Annotated in this window: 12 protein-coding genes, 1 tRNA gene and 1 riboswitch; of the genes, 5 read left to right on the forward strand and 8 right to left on the reverse strand. The window is 30.2% G+C overall.

The features are described from left to right. The first annotated feature begins 63 nt into the window (after nt 1–63). From C4S75_RS03415 to C4S75_RS03425, 3 genes are all read left to right on the forward strand, one after another. Entirely contained in the window at nt 64–1212 is a 1149-nt protein-coding gene (locus C4S75_RS03415) for an MFS transporter (RefSeq protein ID WP_105296928.1), read from the forward strand. A gap of 76 nt (nt 1213–1288) precedes the next feature. Next, a riboswitch (SAM riboswitch) is annotated at nt 1289–1387 on the forward strand. A gap of 106 nt (nt 1388–1493) precedes the next feature. Then, nucleotides 1494–3938 carry a TonB-dependent siderophore receptor gene (locus C4S75_RS03420; protein ID WP_105296929.1) on the forward strand — a complete coding sequence of 815 codons (2445 nt, stop codon included), beginning with the start codon at nt 1494–1496 and terminating at the stop codon, nt 3936–3938. A 27-nt stretch (nt 3939–3965) separates the two neighbouring features. After that, a complete protein-coding gene (locus tag C4S75_RS03425; protein ID WP_105296930.1) occupies nt 3966–5231 on the forward strand; it encodes an APC family permease in 1266 nt (421 codons plus the stop codon). Nucleotides 5232–5298: 67 nt separating this feature from the next. On the opposite strand, the gene C4S75_RS03430 is transcribed toward C4S75_RS03425, so the two are convergent. From C4S75_RS03430 to C4S75_RS03465, 8 genes are all read right to left on the reverse strand, one after another. Then, nucleotides 5299–7350 (reverse strand): C10 family peptidase, encoded by a 2052-nt coding sequence (locus C4S75_RS03430; RefSeq protein ID WP_105296931.1) that lies wholly within the window; start codon nt 7348–7350, stop codon nt 5299–5301. A gap of 409 nt (nt 7351–7759) precedes the next feature. Continuing rightward, nucleotides 7760–11341 (reverse strand): C10 family peptidase, encoded by a 3582-nt coding sequence (locus C4S75_RS03435; RefSeq protein ID WP_105296932.1) that lies wholly within the window; start codon nt 11339–11341, stop codon nt 7760–7762. 1273 nt (nt 11342–12614) lie between these two features. Continuing rightward, a tRNA-His gene (locus tag C4S75_RS03440) sits at nt 12615–12688 on the reverse strand. A 39-nt stretch (nt 12689–12727) separates the two neighbouring features. After that, nucleotides 12728–13444 (reverse strand): bacillithiol biosynthesis deacetylase BshB1, encoded by a 717-nt coding sequence (bshB1, locus tag C4S75_RS03445; protein WP_105296933.1) that lies wholly within the window; start codon nt 13442–13444, stop codon nt 12728–12730. Between the two features lie 74 nt (nt 13445–13518). Next, nucleotides 13519–13833, reverse strand: a complete 315-nt coding sequence (locus C4S75_RS03450) for a hypothetical protein (RefSeq protein ID WP_105296934.1) — start codon at nt 13831–13833, stop codon at nt 13519–13521. Between the two features lie 134 nt (nt 13834–13967). Beyond that, a complete protein-coding gene (locus C4S75_RS03455) occupies nt 13968–14219 on the reverse strand; it encodes a type B 50S ribosomal protein L31 (RefSeq protein WP_105296935.1) in 252 nt (83 codons plus the stop codon). A 169-nt stretch (nt 14220–14388) separates the two neighbouring features. Continuing rightward, on the reverse strand, nt 14389–15615 hold the full coding sequence (locus tag C4S75_RS03460; protein WP_105296936.1) for an isocitrate dehydrogenase (NADP(+)): 1227 nt from the start codon (nt 15613–15615) through the stop codon (nt 14389–14391). Nucleotides 15616–15848: 233 nt separating this feature from the next. Beyond that, entirely contained in the window at nt 15849–17504 is a 1656-nt protein-coding gene (locus tag C4S75_RS03465) for a fatty acid--CoA ligase (RefSeq protein ID WP_105296937.1), read from the reverse strand. Nucleotides 17505–17857: 353 nt separating this feature from the next. On the opposite strand from C4S75_RS03465, the gene C4S75_RS03470 reads away from it, so the two are divergent. Then, complete coding sequence (locus tag C4S75_RS03470) at nt 17858–18397, forward strand: TetR/AcrR family transcriptional regulator (RefSeq protein ID WP_105296938.1); 540 nt, start codon at nt 17858–17860, stop codon at nt 18395–18397. Further along, nucleotides 18394–18909: an HPP family protein gene (locus C4S75_RS03475; RefSeq protein WP_105296939.1), complete on the forward strand. Its 516-nt coding sequence runs from the start codon at nt 18394–18396 to the stop codon at nt 18907–18909. Before C4S75_RS03470 ends, C4S75_RS03475 begins: the two co-directional genes overlap by 4 nt. Nucleotides 18910–18945 lie beyond the last annotated feature (36 nt).

Consider the following 18945-nt stretch of genomic DNA (forward strand, 5'->3'; position numbering starts at 1 on the left):
TGTTATAAATACGCGGAGTTAATGATAAATGAATAATCCAATAAAAATCCGAGAGAATTACTAATGATAAACAAAAAGCATTTGCCCAGAATGGCTGTAACCCTTTTATTTTTTTTCTTTGGAGGCAGTTCCGCGACTTGGGCTTCACGGATTCCAACAATTAAATTATCGATGAATGTTTCCGATTCCAATTGGGGATTGGTTTTACTATTTTTATCAATCGGAACACTTATTACGTTACCTTTTGCGGGTAATCTTATAAAAAAGCTGGGAAGCAAAAAATCAACCCTTACATTTATCATTCTTTACTTTATATTTTTAATTGGGATTGGATTTTGCGGTGAATTATGGCAATTGAAACTCAATTTAATAGCCTACGGGGCCATAGGTAATTTAACCAATATAGCTATAAATACACAAGCTGTTAATGTGTCAAAATCCTATAAAGGCCAAATAATAGGCTCCATGCACGGTACTTGGAGCATTGGAGGTTTTTTTGCTTCTTGGTTAGGAGCAGTAATGATTGCTAAAAATATTCCACCCTCAGAGCATTTTATTTTATATTCTTCCGTAGGAATCCTGGTTTCCCTTTGGTTATTCAGATACTTATTGCCGGATGAAGCCATAGAAGAACCGATGGAATTACCGAAAAAATCAAAATTTATCAGAGTTGATAAAAATCTTATTGTCTTAGGATTTTTAGCTTTTTTTGCTATGGTTTCTGAAGGAACGATGACCGATTGGTCCAATGAATATATGAGGAATATAGTGAAAGCCGATAAAAAATATATCGGATATGGTTTGACTGCCTATATGGCAGCCATGGCTTGCGGACGATTCATTTCTGATTTTATAGTTCGGAAATTCGGTTCAAAAATTACGTTGATCATCAGCGGATCTTTAATTTTTACAGGTATGATCTGTGCTGTTCTATTTCCAACATTACTAACCACACTTCTTTCGTTCATTATAGTTGGATTGGGTATATCTGCAGTGGTACCCTTAGTATATACCTTAGCGGGAAATTCAAAAACTGCTTCGCCAGAACAAGCGCTTACAGTTATAACCAGCATTGGTTTTATCGGTTTTTTTCTAGGTCCTCCTTGCATTGGTTTTTTAGCTGAAAAATTTTCATTACAAATATCTTTTACTTTCATTTCCTTGTTTGGAATAGGAATAATTTTCTTGGTAAGATTTTTTAAGATAAAGTAAATTTATTTCTTTATCTTAGAGGTAAAATAATATAATATAAAATTATTTTATTATGAAAATTATGGTATATTTACATCACTTATCAAGAAAGGTGGAGGGACTGGCCCTGTGAAACCTTGGCAACCGGCCTGCTTAGGCTTGGTGCTAATTCCAGCCCTGAGGGGAAAGATGAGTGATTCGCGAATTGTGAGTGTGTTGAGTTGTGAATAATTTCTTTTTTCCTTTCCGGTTTTTCTTGATACAGTTTTAATAAATATAATTTAGTAACTGTAAGAAAAATAATGAAAAAAGTTTCTTTGTTAATGGTAAGTTTAATTTTAGAATTTACCAATTATGTAGATGCTCAAGAAAAACGAGCCGTAGATTCCCTTGATCTTGAAGAGATTGTTGTGGTCGGTGGCAGAAGTTCAGAACGAACCAAAGTAAATTCTCCCGTTGCCATAGACGTAATAGATGTCAGGAAAATAGAAAAGGCATCTCCTCAATTAACCGTTAACGACTTATTAAATTATTTAGTACCTTCATTCAATTCTGTTCGCCAATCTTCTTCCGATGGAACGGAACATATTGATCCTGCTACCTTGAGAGGTATGGGGCCCGATCAGGTTCTGGTATTAGTGAATGGAAAAAGACGGCATACTACCTCATTAGTCAACTATCAAAATACGGTAGGTAATGGATCTGTGGGTACAGATTTAAGTGCCATACCCGTTTCAGCAATAGAAAAAATAGAGGTTTTAAGAGATGGTGCGGCAGCTCAATACGGCTCGGATGCCATTGCCGGTGTAATTAATATTATTTTAAAAAAGAATGAGGGCGGCTCGGCATCCATCACCTATGGATTAACCAATAGAAATGACGGGGAAACTTACAATTTTAGTGGAAATTACGGGGCTAAATTAGGAGATAAAGGAGGAAGTATCAATCTTTCTTTTGTAGTCAGCCAAAGAAATAAAACCAATCGTTCTTATGATAATAATCTGGACAAGTTTGGCGATAACTTTGCCTATGATTTTGCACCGGATCCCAATCAGGCCAGAATAAACGATGAAAAAATTATGGCAGAAATGGGGTTAACCCAAAAAGATTTCCGTTTCAGGGCCGGAGATGCTCAAATTAAAAATCAACAATTTTTTATAAATTCCATTTATCCATTATCCGAAAAGTATGATTTCTACTCATTCGGTGGAGCAAGTTTAAGACAAGGAGAAGGAGCTGAATTCCGAAGACTTCCCAGTGAAAAAACTAATGTAGTTAAAGAGCTTTATCCGATAGGATTTCAACCTTTATTAAAATCCACTATTTATGATATTTCTAACTCTACGGGAATAAGATATATGCATAATAATTGGATGGTAGATATAAGTAATACTTTTGGAGAAAACCTCTTTAATTATAAGGCAACGCATACAAACAACGCTTCATTGGGCATACATTCACCAACGGAATTTAAAGCCGGGGGACATGAGTTTATGCAAAATACTATCAATCTGGATATTTCTAAAAAAATAAATACACTTCTTTCCATTGCCTTCGGAGGAGAATTTAAATACGAACAATATAGAATAAAGGCAGGAGAAGAGGGATCATGGATGCGTTACGATAAATTTGGTAATCCGGCAACAGCATCTACCCTTCCCACAGATATACTGGGAGAGGGGGGAGCACAAGGTTTTATAGGATTTTCTCCTGAAAATGCGTTAAAAGAGGACAGAAATAATGCATCCGGTTATGCGGATGTAGCATTTAAAAAAGGAAAATTTACCGGTGATTTGGCAGGAAGATATGAGCATTATTCCGATTTTGGTAATTCTTGGATAGGAAAGTTGGCGGTGCGTTATGAATATGTAAACGGATTTGCTGTAAGGGGAGCTTTCAGTAATGGATTCAGAGCCCCGTCTCTTCAACAGCAATATTTTAATAATTCTTTTTCCAGTATCTCATCGTCGGGATCAGGAGTTGTTTCTAAAGGTATATTCAGAAATGACAGTCCTTTGGCAAAAGCATTAGGTATTGATAAACTTAAAGAAGAAAAATCAATTAATGCAAGTGCCGGTTTAACATTTAAACCTTCTAAAAAAATCTATGTAACGGCTGATGCTTACTATATCAAAGTTAAAGATCGTATTGTACTCACGAGTGAATTTGTTAATGCAAAAGTAGAATCTTATGGAGTGGAAGGAGCACGATTTTTTACTAATGCTGTAGATACGGAAACGAAAGGTATTGATATAGTGGCCACGTATAAAGTTGGTTTAGGAAGGGGAAATCTGGATATAAGTTTATCAGGAAACTATACAGAAACAGAAATTGTTGATTATCATTTTCCGAAAGTTTTTGAAGGAGACAGAAATGAATATTTCGGACCCGATCAAACCAATATTATTGAATCTCTAAGTCCGAAAGCAAAGGCAACTTTAGGCTTCAATTATTCGGTTTCGAAATGGAATCTATTAGTAAGAAATACCTATTTCGGTAAAGTTACGAGGGATGGTTATCCCTACGGTTCGGTACAACATCACGATCCAAAATTAGTAACCGATTTTAGTATCAGTTATTCCATACGAAAAGATTTAATACTAACGATGGGCGGAAATAATATTTTTGATGTCTTTCCGGATAAGCAAATCTATGAAAATTCTTATTATAATGTTTTCAAGTATGCACCGGTACAGATGGGTACAACCGGAGCTAATTGGTTTACTAAGCTATCTATGAATTTCTAATATTAGACTTATATATTTAATATAAATATGAAAAAAATAGGCTGGAAGACAGCAACTGCCATAGTCATATCCAATATGGTAGGAACGGGAGTGTTTACAAGTTTAGGATATCAAGTTCCGGAATTACACAATACGTTTACTATTATTCTTTTATGGACAATCGGGGGAATACTGGCTTTAATAGGTGCTTTTATCTATGCAGAATTAGGAGCTCGTTTTAAGCAATCGGGAGGAGATTATATTTATCTTTCTCGTACTTATCATCCCATCATGGGATACATCACCAGTTGGGTATCGCTTATTGTTGGCTTCTCCGGGCCAATTGCTTTAGCAGCATTAGCTATGGCTAAATATTTAGGTTTTGAAAATGAAAGAAGTACTGCCATTCTCATTATCATTATTATTGCTGTATTTCAATGTTTCAGCTTAAAGGTAAGCAGTCGTTTTCAAAATATATTTGCCGTTGTTAAGGTAGCTTTTATCTTAGTACTCATTGTAATTGGAATTTCGATAAGTCCGTCTCCTACCAATGCATTATTATGGGATAACTCTTGGACTCATGAAGTCATTGTTCCGGCTTTTGCCAGTTCTTTGGTATTTGTAACCTACGCTTATACCGGTTGGAATTCTGCCTCTTATATTGTTGAAGAAATTGAAAAGCCTAAAGTTAATCTTCCCAAAGCGTTGATAATAGGAACTGTTTTTGTAACAGTAAGTTATGTGTTGGTAAATTTTGTTTTTTTAAAACATGCTTCGATCGAACAAATGGAAGGAAAAGAAGACATTGCCAATATCGCATTTACTAATATTTTAGGAGTTCGAGGCGTAAAATGGATAAGTTATTTGATTGCATTGCAATTAGTTTCAACAATTAGTGGCTATTTGTGGGTTGGATCGAGAGTAACCCAGGCAACAGCAAAAGAAAATCATCTTTGGAGTTATTTAGGTAAAGAAAATAAAAACCGAATACCTATTTGGGCAGTAGTTGCTCATACCCTTATCAGTATACTAATAATATTGAGTGGTAAATTTGAAGAAATTTTTATTTACACAGCATTTGTACTTCAGCTTCTTTCAACGGCTGCTGTGAGTACTTCTTTATTTATTAAGAAAAAAGATCGGGTACTTTTCAAAGGTAATATTTTTTTACTGATGCCCGGTATCTTTTTACTTTTCAGCTTTTATATTTTGTATTTTACTTTTGTCAACCATCCTCGGGAGAGTATTATTGGATTAGGGATCATAGGAGCCGGTATGACTCTTTATTTTTTTGATAAAAAAAAAGTTGATTAATAATGTTAATTTAATGTATAAAAAACCGAAAGATTTATCTTTCGGTTTTTTAACGTAATTCTTACGTTTATTTTTTTATGAATTTGTAATTCTTTCCTAAAATTTTTATAATATAAAGATTGGGCTGTAGATCAGAGACATTTATAGAAATTTTGTCTTCAATTAATACACGTATATTTTTAACTAGTTTTCCACTATTATCAAATATAGTTAATGTTATAAATTTCTGAATATTTGAAGGAATTCCTTTTATATTAAGAGTTTCATAAGCGGGATTAGGATATAAGATTAAGTTATTGCTATCAGTAATTTTATCATTGAACATTTGATTTACGATTAAATCATAGCATTTATTGTCAAGAAATGCATCTTTATATCCTTTAACCATTATATAATATGTTCCGGGTATTAAATTTATGTGTAATTGATTTTTATTATTCTCCATATTCGTACTACCGGTAATATAATTCTTTGAAGAATTATATAAAGCTAAGGTATAATTTTTAGATACGTTTTTAAGAATAATTTGGATAGTGGATTTATTATAAATTGAAAATTTATAATAATCTAAATCATAGCTAGAGCCAAGTGCAGCTGAATATAAAGTATTGATATTTATAGGATATGCAGTTTCAAACGAGTCATTAGGTTCATAATTAGCCGTGCAATTAGAAGAGGTATAGAATGAGTTTTCTTCAAAATTGGAACTATTAGAAGTATAGCAATTTGCTTTTACTCTCCAACTATATGAAGTATTTGGTTTTAATCCTGTAAGGGTGTATAATGTGTCGGTTGATTCAAGGGTTTTGGTATTCCAATTTTCTTCTTTATTTGTTTTATATTCAATAGTATAACTTAGAATGCCCGGAATGTTATTCCATTTTAAAACAGCACTAGTTGAAGATATATTCGAAGTGGTGAGACCCGAAGGTATAGAACAAGTATAATTAATAGGGTGTATATTTATTATTGCACTTTGATTGGATTTATAACCTGCCGGTTCAGATAATTGAAAGTATCCATCTGCATAACCGCCCCACCCAAAATTAAAATGAATGAGGTTGTTATTATCAATTCCATCAGCAATAAAGGTGTGTGCTCCTTGCCTGTTGCTTCCTTTATAAAACACAGGATAATTTTTTATCAGCTGATCCTTAATTAGTTTTATCCACTCGAAATTACTATAATTTCCTTTATTAACCATTTTTATATCCGAACTATATTGAAAGTAATTTTTCAATGCTTTTAAAACAGAGTTATTAAATGCCCCCGAACTGTTAGGTCCGTAAATCATATTAACCGATATACCGGTGTGAAGCATTAATGTGGCAACTGCATCGATTTGTTGTGTGGTGGAAGTGAGGGAAAGGGAAGTAGGCATATTATTCCATAAATAGGTAGTGTTAGCAAAATCAGCTGTTAATGTTTTACCTTTCCAATCATAATAAGTATTTTGAATCTTATACGTATTAGAGCTTTTACCTTTGACAGGGTAATTCCAATATTTCATAATTTGGGCCATAGTGGTAGCCACACAACCCGTTGGACAAGATTGGTTTTCATAGGTTTTAGGTACCAACTTATTATAAAATGTATTTTGACTCCACTTTGTTGTAATCAAAGGATCTATTGTTAAAGGAATTTCATTGTATTTAAGATTAATTTTAGATAAAGGTATTTCTTTTCTATAAAGTAAAGCATCCCATTCTTCTTTTATTAAATATCTTTCTTTATCCTCGCCTATTTTTTTAACTTTACTTTTTCTTAAATATTCGTTTGCTGATTGGTATTCTCTAAGAAAGTATAAAAATTCGGGCGATTGATTTCCTTCCGCGTTAAGAGTTGTATCAAATGAATAAGCTAGAATTGGGTGGTTTTCACTTTGTGAAGAAATTATTATAAAACCATTTAAGCTTTTGAAAATGTAGAAACCATCGTATTTTTTATCAAAACAATCTGTAATATTAATTAATTTATTGTGGTTTGAATTTTTTGAATGAATTCTTTGATTTAAAAAATTATTGGCTACAATACGGGCAGTTTTTTCAGAAATATCTTGACTATAATATGTGTAAGATATAAATATAGCTATAATTAAAATAGAATATTTTAATCTCATCGGAATTGTTTTTAGTGTTTTAATTATGAAGTAAAATTGTAATTACTATAAATTTAATTATTCTAATAAACGTATACTGTTTGGTATAGAATATATAGTTGAATGGAGTGAAAAGATTTTGATGTAATTTTTTTAAATTAAAATAATTACATACTATGAAAAAATATATTTATTAAGATAAAACATAAGCTTTTTAAGTTTTTTTAGGTTACTATATATCAAATTTACTAAATTATATTAAATAATGTGTAAAAATGATAATATAAAGTTTACTATTAATTATTTTTTTAGTATATCATGTTTATTGGATATATGAAATTTGTAATTGATAACTTTTATATTAAAATGATTTGCATAAAAAAACCGAAAGATTGATCTTTCGGTTCTTTTTTAATTATAAATTAAAAACTCATTTTTTAATGAATTTGTAATTTTGCCCCTGAATTTGTAAAAAATAAATATTCGGAGGGAGGTCTGAAACATTTACAAGTATATTGTCGTCAACTTTAGATTGCAAAATTTTCACAACGTGCGCATTTCTGTCAACTATAGTTAATGTAATAAGTTTTCCTTTTTCCAGTATATTTAATCCTTTTATATTTATAGCATCATGAACAGGATTAGGATATACGAAAACGGAATTCTCAGGATTTCCAAATTCAGGTGAATTCTTAGCAGGAACATAGTTAACACTTAGATTATAACATTTGCCCGGCTCATATGCGCCATTTTTACCATATACATATACATAATAAATGCCTTTATTTAAATTTTTAATATCAATAATTTCTTTGGTAGTTCCGTTGTTAGTACTACTTCCTATTTCTCTTTTTAAATTATCATAAAGTTTAAGGTCATAATCATTTGGTAAATTTTCTAAAATAACCAAAAGATCAGATTTTTCACCTATATATATTTTATAATAATCATCATCAGTTGAAGAACTTATATCAGAAGAATAGGTCAATATATTTCTTATGGTATATGCAGAATCAAAGGTGTTATTTGGCTCATAATTATCCTTACATAATGAATTACTGCTTTCTGTTTGAACTTCTAAATTATAACAAAAAGTAGTATCATAGGCGCCTTCATATCCATATACGTATACATAATAATTACCGGCAGGTAAATTTTCAGCTACAATTTTTTCATTTATTGTACCCTTATTTGAACTGCTGTCAATTTCATCACCTACTTCATCAAGAAGTTTTAAATCATAGTTTTTAGGTAAATTTTGAAGTAAAACCGTTATGTCTGATGTTTCATTGATTGTAAATTTATAGTAATCTTTATCTGTTGGAGAACCAATACCGGCTTCGTATACAGTATTTAGATTTATTGGAGTTGCTTTTTCTAACGAATCATTAGATTCAAAATTATTAACACATGGAGAAGCTGTAGCGATCGTTTCTACTAATAATTCATAACATTGAGTAGCATTAAATGCGTTATCAATTCCTTCAACCAATATATAATAAGTTCCGGGATCTAAATTGTCTAGATTAATAGTTTCATCGCTTAGATCTTCATTATAACTTCTACCTATTTCTCTTTTAGAAGAATCATAAACTTTCAATTCATATTTATCAGCTATATTTTGAAGAGTAACCGAGATGTTAGATTTATTATCTAAAATAAATTTATAATAATCAAGATCACTAGGAATTCTTATTCCTGCTGAATATTTATTATCAGTTTTAATATGAATGGCATGTTCAAATGAATCATTGGGTTCATAATTATTAATACAAGAATGTCTTGATATATCAGTATCAATTAAAAGTCTGTAACATTCAAATGGGTTTAATTTACCTGTTATTTCAATGTAATAGGTACCTGAAGGCAGATCTTCAATATGAATTACTTTGTTATTGGGTTCATCAAATACTCCTTTAGCTACAAATTTTTTTGATGAATCATATAAATTGAATTCATAACCAAAATAAATATTTTGAAGACTTATATTAACATCAGAAGTTTCTTTTAATGTAAATTTATAGTAGTCCATATCTTTAGAAGATCCAATAGCCGCATAGTAAGTGGTAAGAACATCAATTGGGTAAGCTTCTTCAAAAGATTCATTGGGTTCATAATTAGTACTGCATGTAGGAGCAGCAGGTCCGGAATTGATCGTTAATTCATAACATTCTGACTCATCATATGCTCCATCATAACCAAATACTTTTAAATAATAGGTGCCGGGTAAAAGATTTTCAATTTTAATTCTTTCACTTGACTCGCTACCCGCAATACTCTTCCCGATTTCTTTATAATAACGATTATATAATATAATATCATAATCCTTATTTAATTTATTCATTAATACTACTAAATTTGAATTAGTAGTAAAAACAATTTTGTAGTAATCAACGTCCTCAGGATATCCTATACCAGCAAGGTAAGTAGAATCAGATTTTATTAAATAAGCATCATCAAAAGAATTATTAGGTTCAAAATTATTAACGCAAGCAGATGAAGTAGGATATTCAGGGATACTGGTTTGAAAGGTTGTTTCTGCAAAGTTATTTGTATTGGAATAATTAGCATCGCAATTGGCTGCTACTCTTGCAGTATATGTTGTATTTGCCTTTAAATTTACTAACTCAAGAGATGATCCTGTGGCTTTATCATTAGCAACGGTCCAATTGGAATCTCCACTTGATTTATATTCAATCTTATAACTTTTAAATCTAATATCATTACTCCAATTAAGAGTGGCACTGTTGGATGATATGTTTGACGTTGAAAGACTTGAAGGCGGAACACAATAAGTTTCTGAAGGATATATATTTATTACTATCATTTGGCTGGATGAATAGCCGCGAAGATCATTAATATAATAATATCCGTTAGCTTCTCCGGCCCATCCTAAATTAAGATGTACATAATTATTTGAATCATATCCGTCAGCTATATACGCATGTTCGGCATCCGGGCTTATAGATGAAAAATATACAGGGTAACCTTGTGAAATTTGGCCTTTAATAATGTCTAACCATTCCTCATCTGAATTAAAATCAGATCTGTTTTTTAATTCAATATTTGAGCTGTATTTAAAATATTTTTTTAAAGCATTAGGAACTTTTTCACTATGAGCACCTGATCCAATAGGTCCATACATCATATTAACGGAAATTCCGGTATGAGACAAGAGTGTAGCTACCGCATCGATCTCCTCGTCTGTAGAACTTCCTGAAAGCGAGGTAGGCATCTTACTCCATTGATAGTTTGTTTTTTGAAAATTAGCACTTAACTTTTTCCATTTCCAATTATAGAAATAATAAAAATAATTGGAAGGAATTCGATAAGTTACAGAATCATTTCCTGTAGCAGGATAATCCCAATATTTCATAATTTGTCCTAATGCTGTAGCAGCAGAACCCGTAAATGTGGGTTGTCCTTCATAAGTAATGGGAGTGTGCTTGTTATATAAAGGAGCTTGATCCCAATTAGTTTTTATTAGTGGAGCAATCGAATCCGGAATTTTAGCACTAACCGATAGATTTCTTAATAATTGTGTTGAATTTGGAAATACATTATCGGAAAGTAAAGCATCCCATTCTTTTTTTATTTGTTCGCTTTCTTTACTATAAGATTTTTTTAAATAGTTTCTTCTAAGATTTAAATTAGTATACTGATAATTATTTAAAATATTTAAAAATTCTGGAGAGCTCTTTTTGTTGGTTAGTATAGATGAGTTTAAAGAGTAAGCTAAAATTGGATGATTTGCGCTTTCAGCGGATACAATACAGAATCCATTTCCATTCTCCACTTTAAATACATAAAAGCCATCGTATTTTTTATCAATGGTTGAAGTAATATTTGATAATTTGAATTGTTTCGATAATCTTTTTAAAGGATCTTTAGCTTTCAATTTTAAAAAATTGTTAGCCACTCTCTGTGCAGTTCTTTCTGAAATATCTTGTGCTTGATATACACTAAATATAATGAAAGCTGTGATAAAGAGCAACGGTTTAAAATTTATCATAATCAAAGTTTAGGTTAAATTAGTAAATAAAATAATGTTGAGTTTATATTGTATATAAGTATTCTTACTATTTCATCCAAGATAAAATAATGAAAATATTAGGGATCAAAATACCTCAATATATAATAAAAAGGTATAAATGCTTAAATAATTTATTAAATATTAGTTATGTCATTTCATTCATATATATTTTGGTTAACATAATTCAAATATATAAAAATAATTTATATTATGACAAAATACTATAAACATATTATTAATTTATGTTGATTACTACTGTTATAATTTTTATTAATAGTAATTATATAGTTGAGATCTGATATATAATTTATATATTTTATTTAAATATTAATAATATTTTTCATGATATATTAATTATAATAAATTATAAAATTATGTTTTATGATTATAAAGGATAATAATAAAAAAAATAAAGTATAATGATTGTGGAGATAATATATCTTATATATCTATTTAATTGTTTTTAGGTAAAAATTAAACAATATGAAAATGTGAATTAATGATATAAATATTAGAATTATCTAAATATTTATGTTACTTATATATGATAATTAATTTTGAGAATGTTAATAGAACTAAGATTTAATGTGATTGTGTATAATTGTTTTTTGTTGTAAACCATTTGGCTAAATAAATTAAATAGTAAAACTATTATATCAACAATAATTTACAATTAAGTAATAAAGTATTTACAATAATTAAAAAGTGATATAATATATAATAAAAAAATATTTTTGGAATATTTAAGTTTTTTAATAAAAAAATCTTCCATAATGTTTTGAAGATTGTAGACTACTATGATTAAAAAAAAATAAGTTTTTGTATTTATTTATATAATCTATAGAACAAATATTATATTGGTAAAATAGAAAAAGCCCTGTTATATCAGAACTAATTCATAATTATAATATAAAAATATTAAAATTAATAGAAGAATTTAAAAGTAACTAAAATAAGAGATAAAAAAACAATATTTATATTTTTTATTAATCAATAAAGTATTTTTTGAAACAATTACCCAACTAAAGGGGGACAATGGAATTTATAAGATTGAAAAATTATATGGAAATTAAATTTTGTTTAATTTCTTTGATTTCGATTTCCAATTTGAGGGACACACCCAAATATCTGTATAAGTGCATCCAAATTTAGTGTTTTTTGCCATAATTACATTGCCGTTTTATGTAATTATACACTTGAAGTAGTTTATTAAAAAACTCCAAAGCTGTTGTAGGAGTGCTTTGGAGCTTTGGGTGGCCAATGGGTCTCGAACCCACGACCTTCGGAACCACAATCCGACGCTCTAACCAACTGAGCTATGGCCACCGTTTTGGGAATGCAAATATATGAATAGATTTCATATTATCAAACAAAATTTTCAAAATCTTTCAGACCAATCCATTTTTGAGAAGTAAAGCCTTCACCTGCATCACAGCCTATTAACCTACCCAAATTTTCAGCTCTGTATATAATACTTTTTTTGAAATTAATGGAGGTAATAGGAGTATTAGGTTCTAATGAATTCGGATCATAAAACTGTGTTTTATAGGCCATACAAGCTTCTATTTTTTTATCTAAAAAATGAGATATATCGATTATAAAATCCGGTTTTTCTTCATTCCATTGAATGTAATTGAATATATGTTTAGGTCTCCATCTATCTTGTGTTACCCCGTTATAACTTGTTTGTATTTTTAATAAACCGGAGAGAAAACAGGCATCATAAACCAGCTTAGCAGCTTTCCCGTGATCAGGATGTCTATCGTTTACCGCATTAGCTAAAACAATATCCGGTTTATATTTTCTTATTATTTTAATTAATTTAATTTGATGAATATCATCATTTTTAAAAAAACCATCTCTGAATTTTAAGTTTTCACGATAAGCAATTGAAAGTATTTTACTGGCTTCTTCGGATTCAGATTTTCTAGTAAGAGCTGTTCCCCTTGTCCCTAATTCACCTTCCGTCAGGTCTAATATTCCCACTTTTTTATTTTCAGAAATCATTTTGGCCAGAGTTCCTCCACACCCTAGTTCAACATCATCAGGATGGGCACCTATGGCTAATATATCTAATTTCATTGGTCAAATTTTAAGTTAAAAAAACTCCAGTAAGTCATTACTGAAGTTTTGAAGTTTAGTATATAAAATTTTTTTTACAGTTCAGATTTTACTTTGGACATAAGTTTTTCAACTCTTGCCTTTATATCAGTATTATCAGAAATTTGCCAGGCACTTATGGTAAATGTATTCCCTTTAGTTCTAATCATAAGACCATAATCAGGATTATTTGAAGTCCAAATTCCGGGTGAAGAAGCAGAGCCAAATTCTTGTTGAATCAGAGCTTCCACTTTCTGTACTTTTTCATTGGTAGATTGTATTTCTTCTCTATATTTATATTTTTCTTGAGAATAACCGAATATAGAAGAAAAGGTCATTATTACTAATAAAATTAAAATTTTAGCATTCATAATATGTTGTTTTATTAAGGCAGAAACCTAATTTACTATTCTTTCCATCAATATTTATGCCAAAAAGATAAAAAAATATACCCATGGTATTACTACTATGGGTATATTTAATTTTTTATAATAGTATTACTATATTACTTTTTATAATTTTTGTATTTGTTAAAGAATTTATCAACTCTACCTGCAGTATCAACCAATTTAACTTTTCCTGTATAAAAAGGGTGAGAAGAACTTGAAATCTCCATCTTAACTAAAGGATATTCTACTCCTTCATATTCAATTGTATCTTTTGTTTCTGCAGTAGATTTACATAAAAATACCTCGTCGTTGCTCATATCTTTAAAAACAACTAATCTATAGTTATCCGGATGAATGTCTTTTTTCATTTCTCTAAAAATTTGAGTTGCAAAATTACAATTTTATTTCTAAATAATCAAGAATACATAGGAAAAAAATATGAGATTCTTCATATTAGAAAAATATGTTAATATTTAGTCACACAAGTAGTTGATTAATAAGATAAATATATTTGTGCGACAGATTAAAAATACTTGATTATTTAACTAATTTATTTTTTAACCCTTTGTCAATAGCATCTAGAAAATCTTCAGTATTAAGATAATCTTCTCTGGTCATTTGTTTACCTTTTACTAATAAAGCAAGGTCTTTGGTCATTTTACCTCCTTCAACAGTTTCAATACAAACCTTTTCCAGCGTTTCTGCAAAATTGACAACATCCGGAGTATGATCTAATTTACCGCGATGCATTAAGCCTCTGGTCCATGCAAAGATAGATGCTATGGGATTGGTAGAAGTTTCTTTACCTTCTTGATATAATCTATAATGTCGGGTAACAGTACCATGAGCAGCCTCTGCTTCAACGGTTTTGCCATCCGGAGTAACCAAAACAGAAGTCATTAAGCCTAAAGAACCAAAACCTTGAGCAACAGTGTCTGACTGTACGTCACCATCATAATTTTTACACGCCCATACAAAGCCTCCGTTCCATTTCATGGCACAAGCTACCATGTCATCGATTAGACGATGTTCATAAGTAATTCCCAGTTCTTCAAATTTAGATTGATAATGATCTTCATATATTTTCTGAAAGATATCTTTAAATCTTCCGTCATAAGCTTTTAAAATGGTATTTTTAGTAGACAGATATAAAGGCCATTTTTTGCTTAATGCCATTTGAAATGAAGAATGCGCAAACCCCTCAATAGATTCATCGGTGTTATACATGGACATTGCAACCCCGTCATCTTTAAAATCAAAGACTTCCCAAGTTTGAGGTTCACCGTTTTCAGGAGTAAAAGTCATGGTTAATTTACCCGGACCTTTAGTTACCACATCCGTTGCTTTATATTGGTCACCAAAAGCATGACGGCCAATTACAATGGGTTGCGTCCATCCTTGCACATATCTCGGAACGTTATTCATAATAATAGGTTCTCTAAAAACTGTTCCTCCAACAATATTACGAATGGTGCCATTAGGCGATTTCCACATTTTTTTTAAGTTAAATTCTTTAACACGAGCTTCATCAGGAGTAATAGTAGCACATTTTACGGCAACATTATATTTTTTAGTTGCTTCTGCAGAGTCTATAGTAACTTGATCGTTAGTTTTATCTCTGTTTTCAATACCTAAATCAAAGTATTTCAGATCTATATCTAAATAGGGGAGAATGAGTTTGTCCTTAATGAACTTCCATATAATTCTTGTCATTTCATCTCCGTCCATTTCAACAACCGGATTAAGTACTTTTATTTTTTGCATGATAACTATTGATTTGTATCAAATATAACAATACTTACCTCAGTAAAACAAATATTTGACCTAATTTTAGTTTAATACAATGAATAAAGATAAGTTATGGTCTACTTATGTTTAATAGATTTAATCGAAGAGTTTGGTAAGGATCTTTAAAAGCATAGATTAAAAATAAAAAAGGTTAATAATTACCATTTATTAACCTTTTTATTTTACTAAAAAAATAGATTTTTAAACTCTTATAAATTTTCTGCAAATTGTTGTCTGATTAGTTTTTTATTTAATTTTCCCACACTGGTTTTGGGGATTTCTGAAACAAATTTTATATTTTGAGGTATAGCCCATTTACTCAATATTCCGGATTCCGTATATTGTTTTAAATAATCTTTTAATTCATCATGAGTTAACGTCATATTCGGTTTTAAAACGATAAATGCACAAGGCTTTTCACTCCATTTTTCGTCCGGAATTCCTATTACAGCGGTTTCAGCCACAGATTCATGTCCGGTAATAATATTTTCTAATTGAACAGAAGAAATCCACTCACCTCCACTTTTGATAATATCTTTTATTCTATCTGTAATATTTATAGAATTATTGGAATTTATGGTAGCTACGTCTCCTGTATGTAAATATTGTTCATTCCATAATTCGTTTCCTCTTTCTTCGTCTTTAAAATAACCTTGAGTTAGCCAGGGCGCTCGAATAATAATTTCCCCTTGTTCAACATCATTATTTTGTACATGGTTTCCTTGTTCGTTAATAATTTTTATGGTTGTAAATAGAACAGGAGTTCCGGTTCTGATTCTCATTTCAGATTGTTCATCTATATCTAAATTTTTATATTTAGGGTCTATGTGAGTTAATGTTATAATTGGACAAGTTTCGGACATCCCGTATCCTGACATAATATCAATATTTTTTTCAAGAGCATTTTTTGCTAACTTTTTGGTTAAAGAAGCTCCACCAATAATAACTTTCCATCCGTTAAAATCAATATTTTTAGTTTCATTGCTCTCTAAAATCATTTGCAAAATAGTAGGTACACAATGAGAGAATGTTGGTTTTTCTTTTGTGAAAATATCGATAAATCCGGTTAAATTAAATTTTCCGGGATATATTTGCTTTAATGAAAAGGTGGTTGCAAGATAAGGAAATCCCCATGCATGAACATGAAACATCGGTGTTAATGGTAAATACACATCATTGGAATTTAAACGACACGCAATTGAACCGGAAAATCCAAAACTGGCTGCCGTATTGTAGGTATGAAGCACCAATTGTCTATGGGTAAAATATACGCCTTTGGGATTGCCGGTTGTACCTGTAGTATAAAATGTTGTGGCAACTGCATCTTCATCAAATTCTTCGAATTCATATGAATCAGAAGCTTCAGCCATCAATTGTTCGTATTCTCCGGTAATACTTAATTTTTCAGAAGTTATTATAGTATCATCATCTTTACAAATGATTAAATGTTTTAAAGAGGGCATATCTCCTGAAAATTTTTCCAAAATAGGAAGAAAATCTGCATGGGCAATGATAACTAAATCTTCAGCATGATTAATAGTATAATGAATTTGCTCAGGAGACAATCTCCAATTAATCATATGAAGAACATTTCCGGTCATAGGAATAGCAAAGTAAGATTCGAGATATCGATGACTGTCATAATCCATTACGGCAATGGTTTCTCCACCGTCTATCCCAAGATTTCTTAGCATATTGGCATATCGTTGAACTCGTTTTTTGAATTCTCGATAATTATATCTGGAAATATCTTTGTAAATAATCTCATTATTAGGATTTAAAGTAGTACAATAATCATATAATCCTTTTATGAGCAGAGGAGACTTGTGAGCATTTTTTACAGAGTTAATTTTTTTAAATATCATCTTAAATTATTAAATATGCGCTAATTTACAAAATATAATATTTTATGCTAATGGTTTTTATTATAAATCATATGAATGCGGTTTTAGTAGTAGAATCATAGCACAATTTCTAATTAATATAAATATTTGAGCTTGTATATAGATGTTGCTTGATGAATTAATAATTATAATTAATTTATTGGATTACATATCTGTTTTGTATAGGAGTAATAAAGCTGAGTAACTACATGCGTTATCATTATGCTGGTTTATATATTTTATAAACGTGTGTAAACTTTAATATAAATATGTTTAATAAAAAAAACATACAGACAAGTATGTCTGTATTTAAAAATTTATTTTATCTTTGTTGAATGGAATTAAAGAATAAGCCCCCCAGAGAAAGAATAGTATACGTAGCATCACAATTATTTCATCAGCAAGGATACAATGCTACAGGAATCAATGAAATCATTGAAAAAGCCAAGGTTGCAAAAGCCAGTTTTTATCAACATTTTAAATCAAAAGAAAATTTAGCTCTTGAATATTTAGAAGTACGTCATAAAACCTGGTTTGAAGGATTAAAACATTTTACTAAAGAAAAAACAATCCCGAAAGAAAAAGTACTATCAGCTTTTGATTATTTAGAACAAATGAATGAAAAAGAAAATTTTCGAGGTTGTTGCTTTTTGAACATGCTATCAGAAATACAACCGGATAATGTTCGCATTTTAAGTGTAATACAAAAACATAAAACAGAACTGCGGAATTTTTTTATTGATATAATAGGTGAGGAAAACGACGCCTTCATTATTTATATGTTTTTTGAAGCATGTATGATCGATAGTCAAGTATATAGAACACAAAATCTTATAGAGAAAACAAAAAATAATATCAAAAATTTAATGAAATGAATAGTAAAAAATATCTCTCAAAATTTATAAGTAGAGAACGTAGTCCTCTTAAAGTTAATTTTAATTTTTCAATTTTATCGGGAATTGGAGGATGTATAGCAATTATATGTATAGCCTTATTAACAAAATCAACCTCAATTCCTTTTATTATGGCACCTTTCGGCGCAACCTGTGTATTGGCATTTGGTGTACCTGAAAGTCCACTGTCTCAACCTAGGAATATTATTGGTGGCCATATTTTATCTTCAATTATGGGTTTAATTGTATCGATGGTATTAAAAAATGAATGGTATTCCCTATCATTGGGAGTAGGATTAGCTATATTTGTCATGCAAATAACGAAGACTACACATCCGCCGGCAGGAGCAGATCCGCTTATAATTATTACCGGAGGAGTAGAGTGGAACTTTTTAATTAATCCGGTTTTAACGGGATCAATCGTGTTGGTGATTATTGCATTATTATTCAACAATCTGAGCAAAAATAGAAAATATCCTAAATTTTGGATTTAATTAATTTATATAATGATTTATTAGTAGTAGATAAGT

The organism is Apibacter sp. wkB309 (assembly GCF_002964915.1).
Taxonomy (GTDB): domain Bacteria; phylum Bacteroidota; class Bacteroidia; order Flavobacteriales; family Weeksellaceae; genus Apibacter.

Bases quoted from the DNA above. Each gene is read 5' to 3' on its own strand.
- C4S75_RS03415 (WP_105296928.1), top strand. From the start codon at position 64: ATGATAAACAAAAAGCATTTGCCCAGAATGGCTGTAACCCTTTTATTT.
- C4S75_RS03420 (WP_105296929.1), top strand. From the start codon at position 1,494: ATGAAAAAAGTTTCTTTGTTAATGGTAAGTTTAATTTTAGAATTTACC.
- C4S75_RS03425 (WP_105296930.1), top strand. From the start codon at position 3,966: ATGAAAAAAATAGGCTGGAAGACAGCAACTGCCATAGTCATATCCAAT.
- C4S75_RS03430 (WP_105296931.1), bottom strand. From the start codon at position 7,350: ATGAGATTAAAATATTCTATTTTAATTATAGCTATATTTATATCTTAC.
- C4S75_RS03435 (WP_105296932.1), bottom strand. From the start codon at position 11,341: ATGATAAATTTTAAACCGTTGCTCTTTATCACAGCTTTCATTATATTT.
- bshB1 (WP_105296933.1), bottom strand. From the start codon at position 13,444: ATGAAATTAGATATATTAGCCATAGGTGCCCATCCTGATGATGTTGAA.
- C4S75_RS03450 (WP_105296934.1), bottom strand. From the start codon at position 13,833: ATGAATGCTAAAATTTTAATTTTATTAGTAATAATGACCTTTTCTTCT.
- C4S75_RS03455 (WP_105296935.1), bottom strand. From the start codon at position 14,219: ATGAAAAAAGACATTCATCCGGATAACTATAGATTAGTTGTTTTTAAA.
- C4S75_RS03460 (WP_105296936.1), bottom strand. From the start codon at position 15,615: ATGCAAAAAATAAAAGTACTTAATCCGGTTGTTGAAATGGACGGAGAT.
- C4S75_RS03465 (WP_105296937.1), bottom strand. From the start codon at position 17,504: ATGATATTTAAAAAAATTAACTCTGTAAAAAATGCTCACAAGTCTCCT.
- C4S75_RS03470 (WP_105296938.1), top strand. From the start codon at position 17,858: ATGGAATTAAAGAATAAGCCCCCCAGAGAAAGAATAGTATACGTAGCA.
- C4S75_RS03475 (WP_105296939.1), top strand. From the start codon at position 18,394: ATGAATAGTAAAAAATATCTCTCAAAATTTATAAGTAGAGAACGTAGT.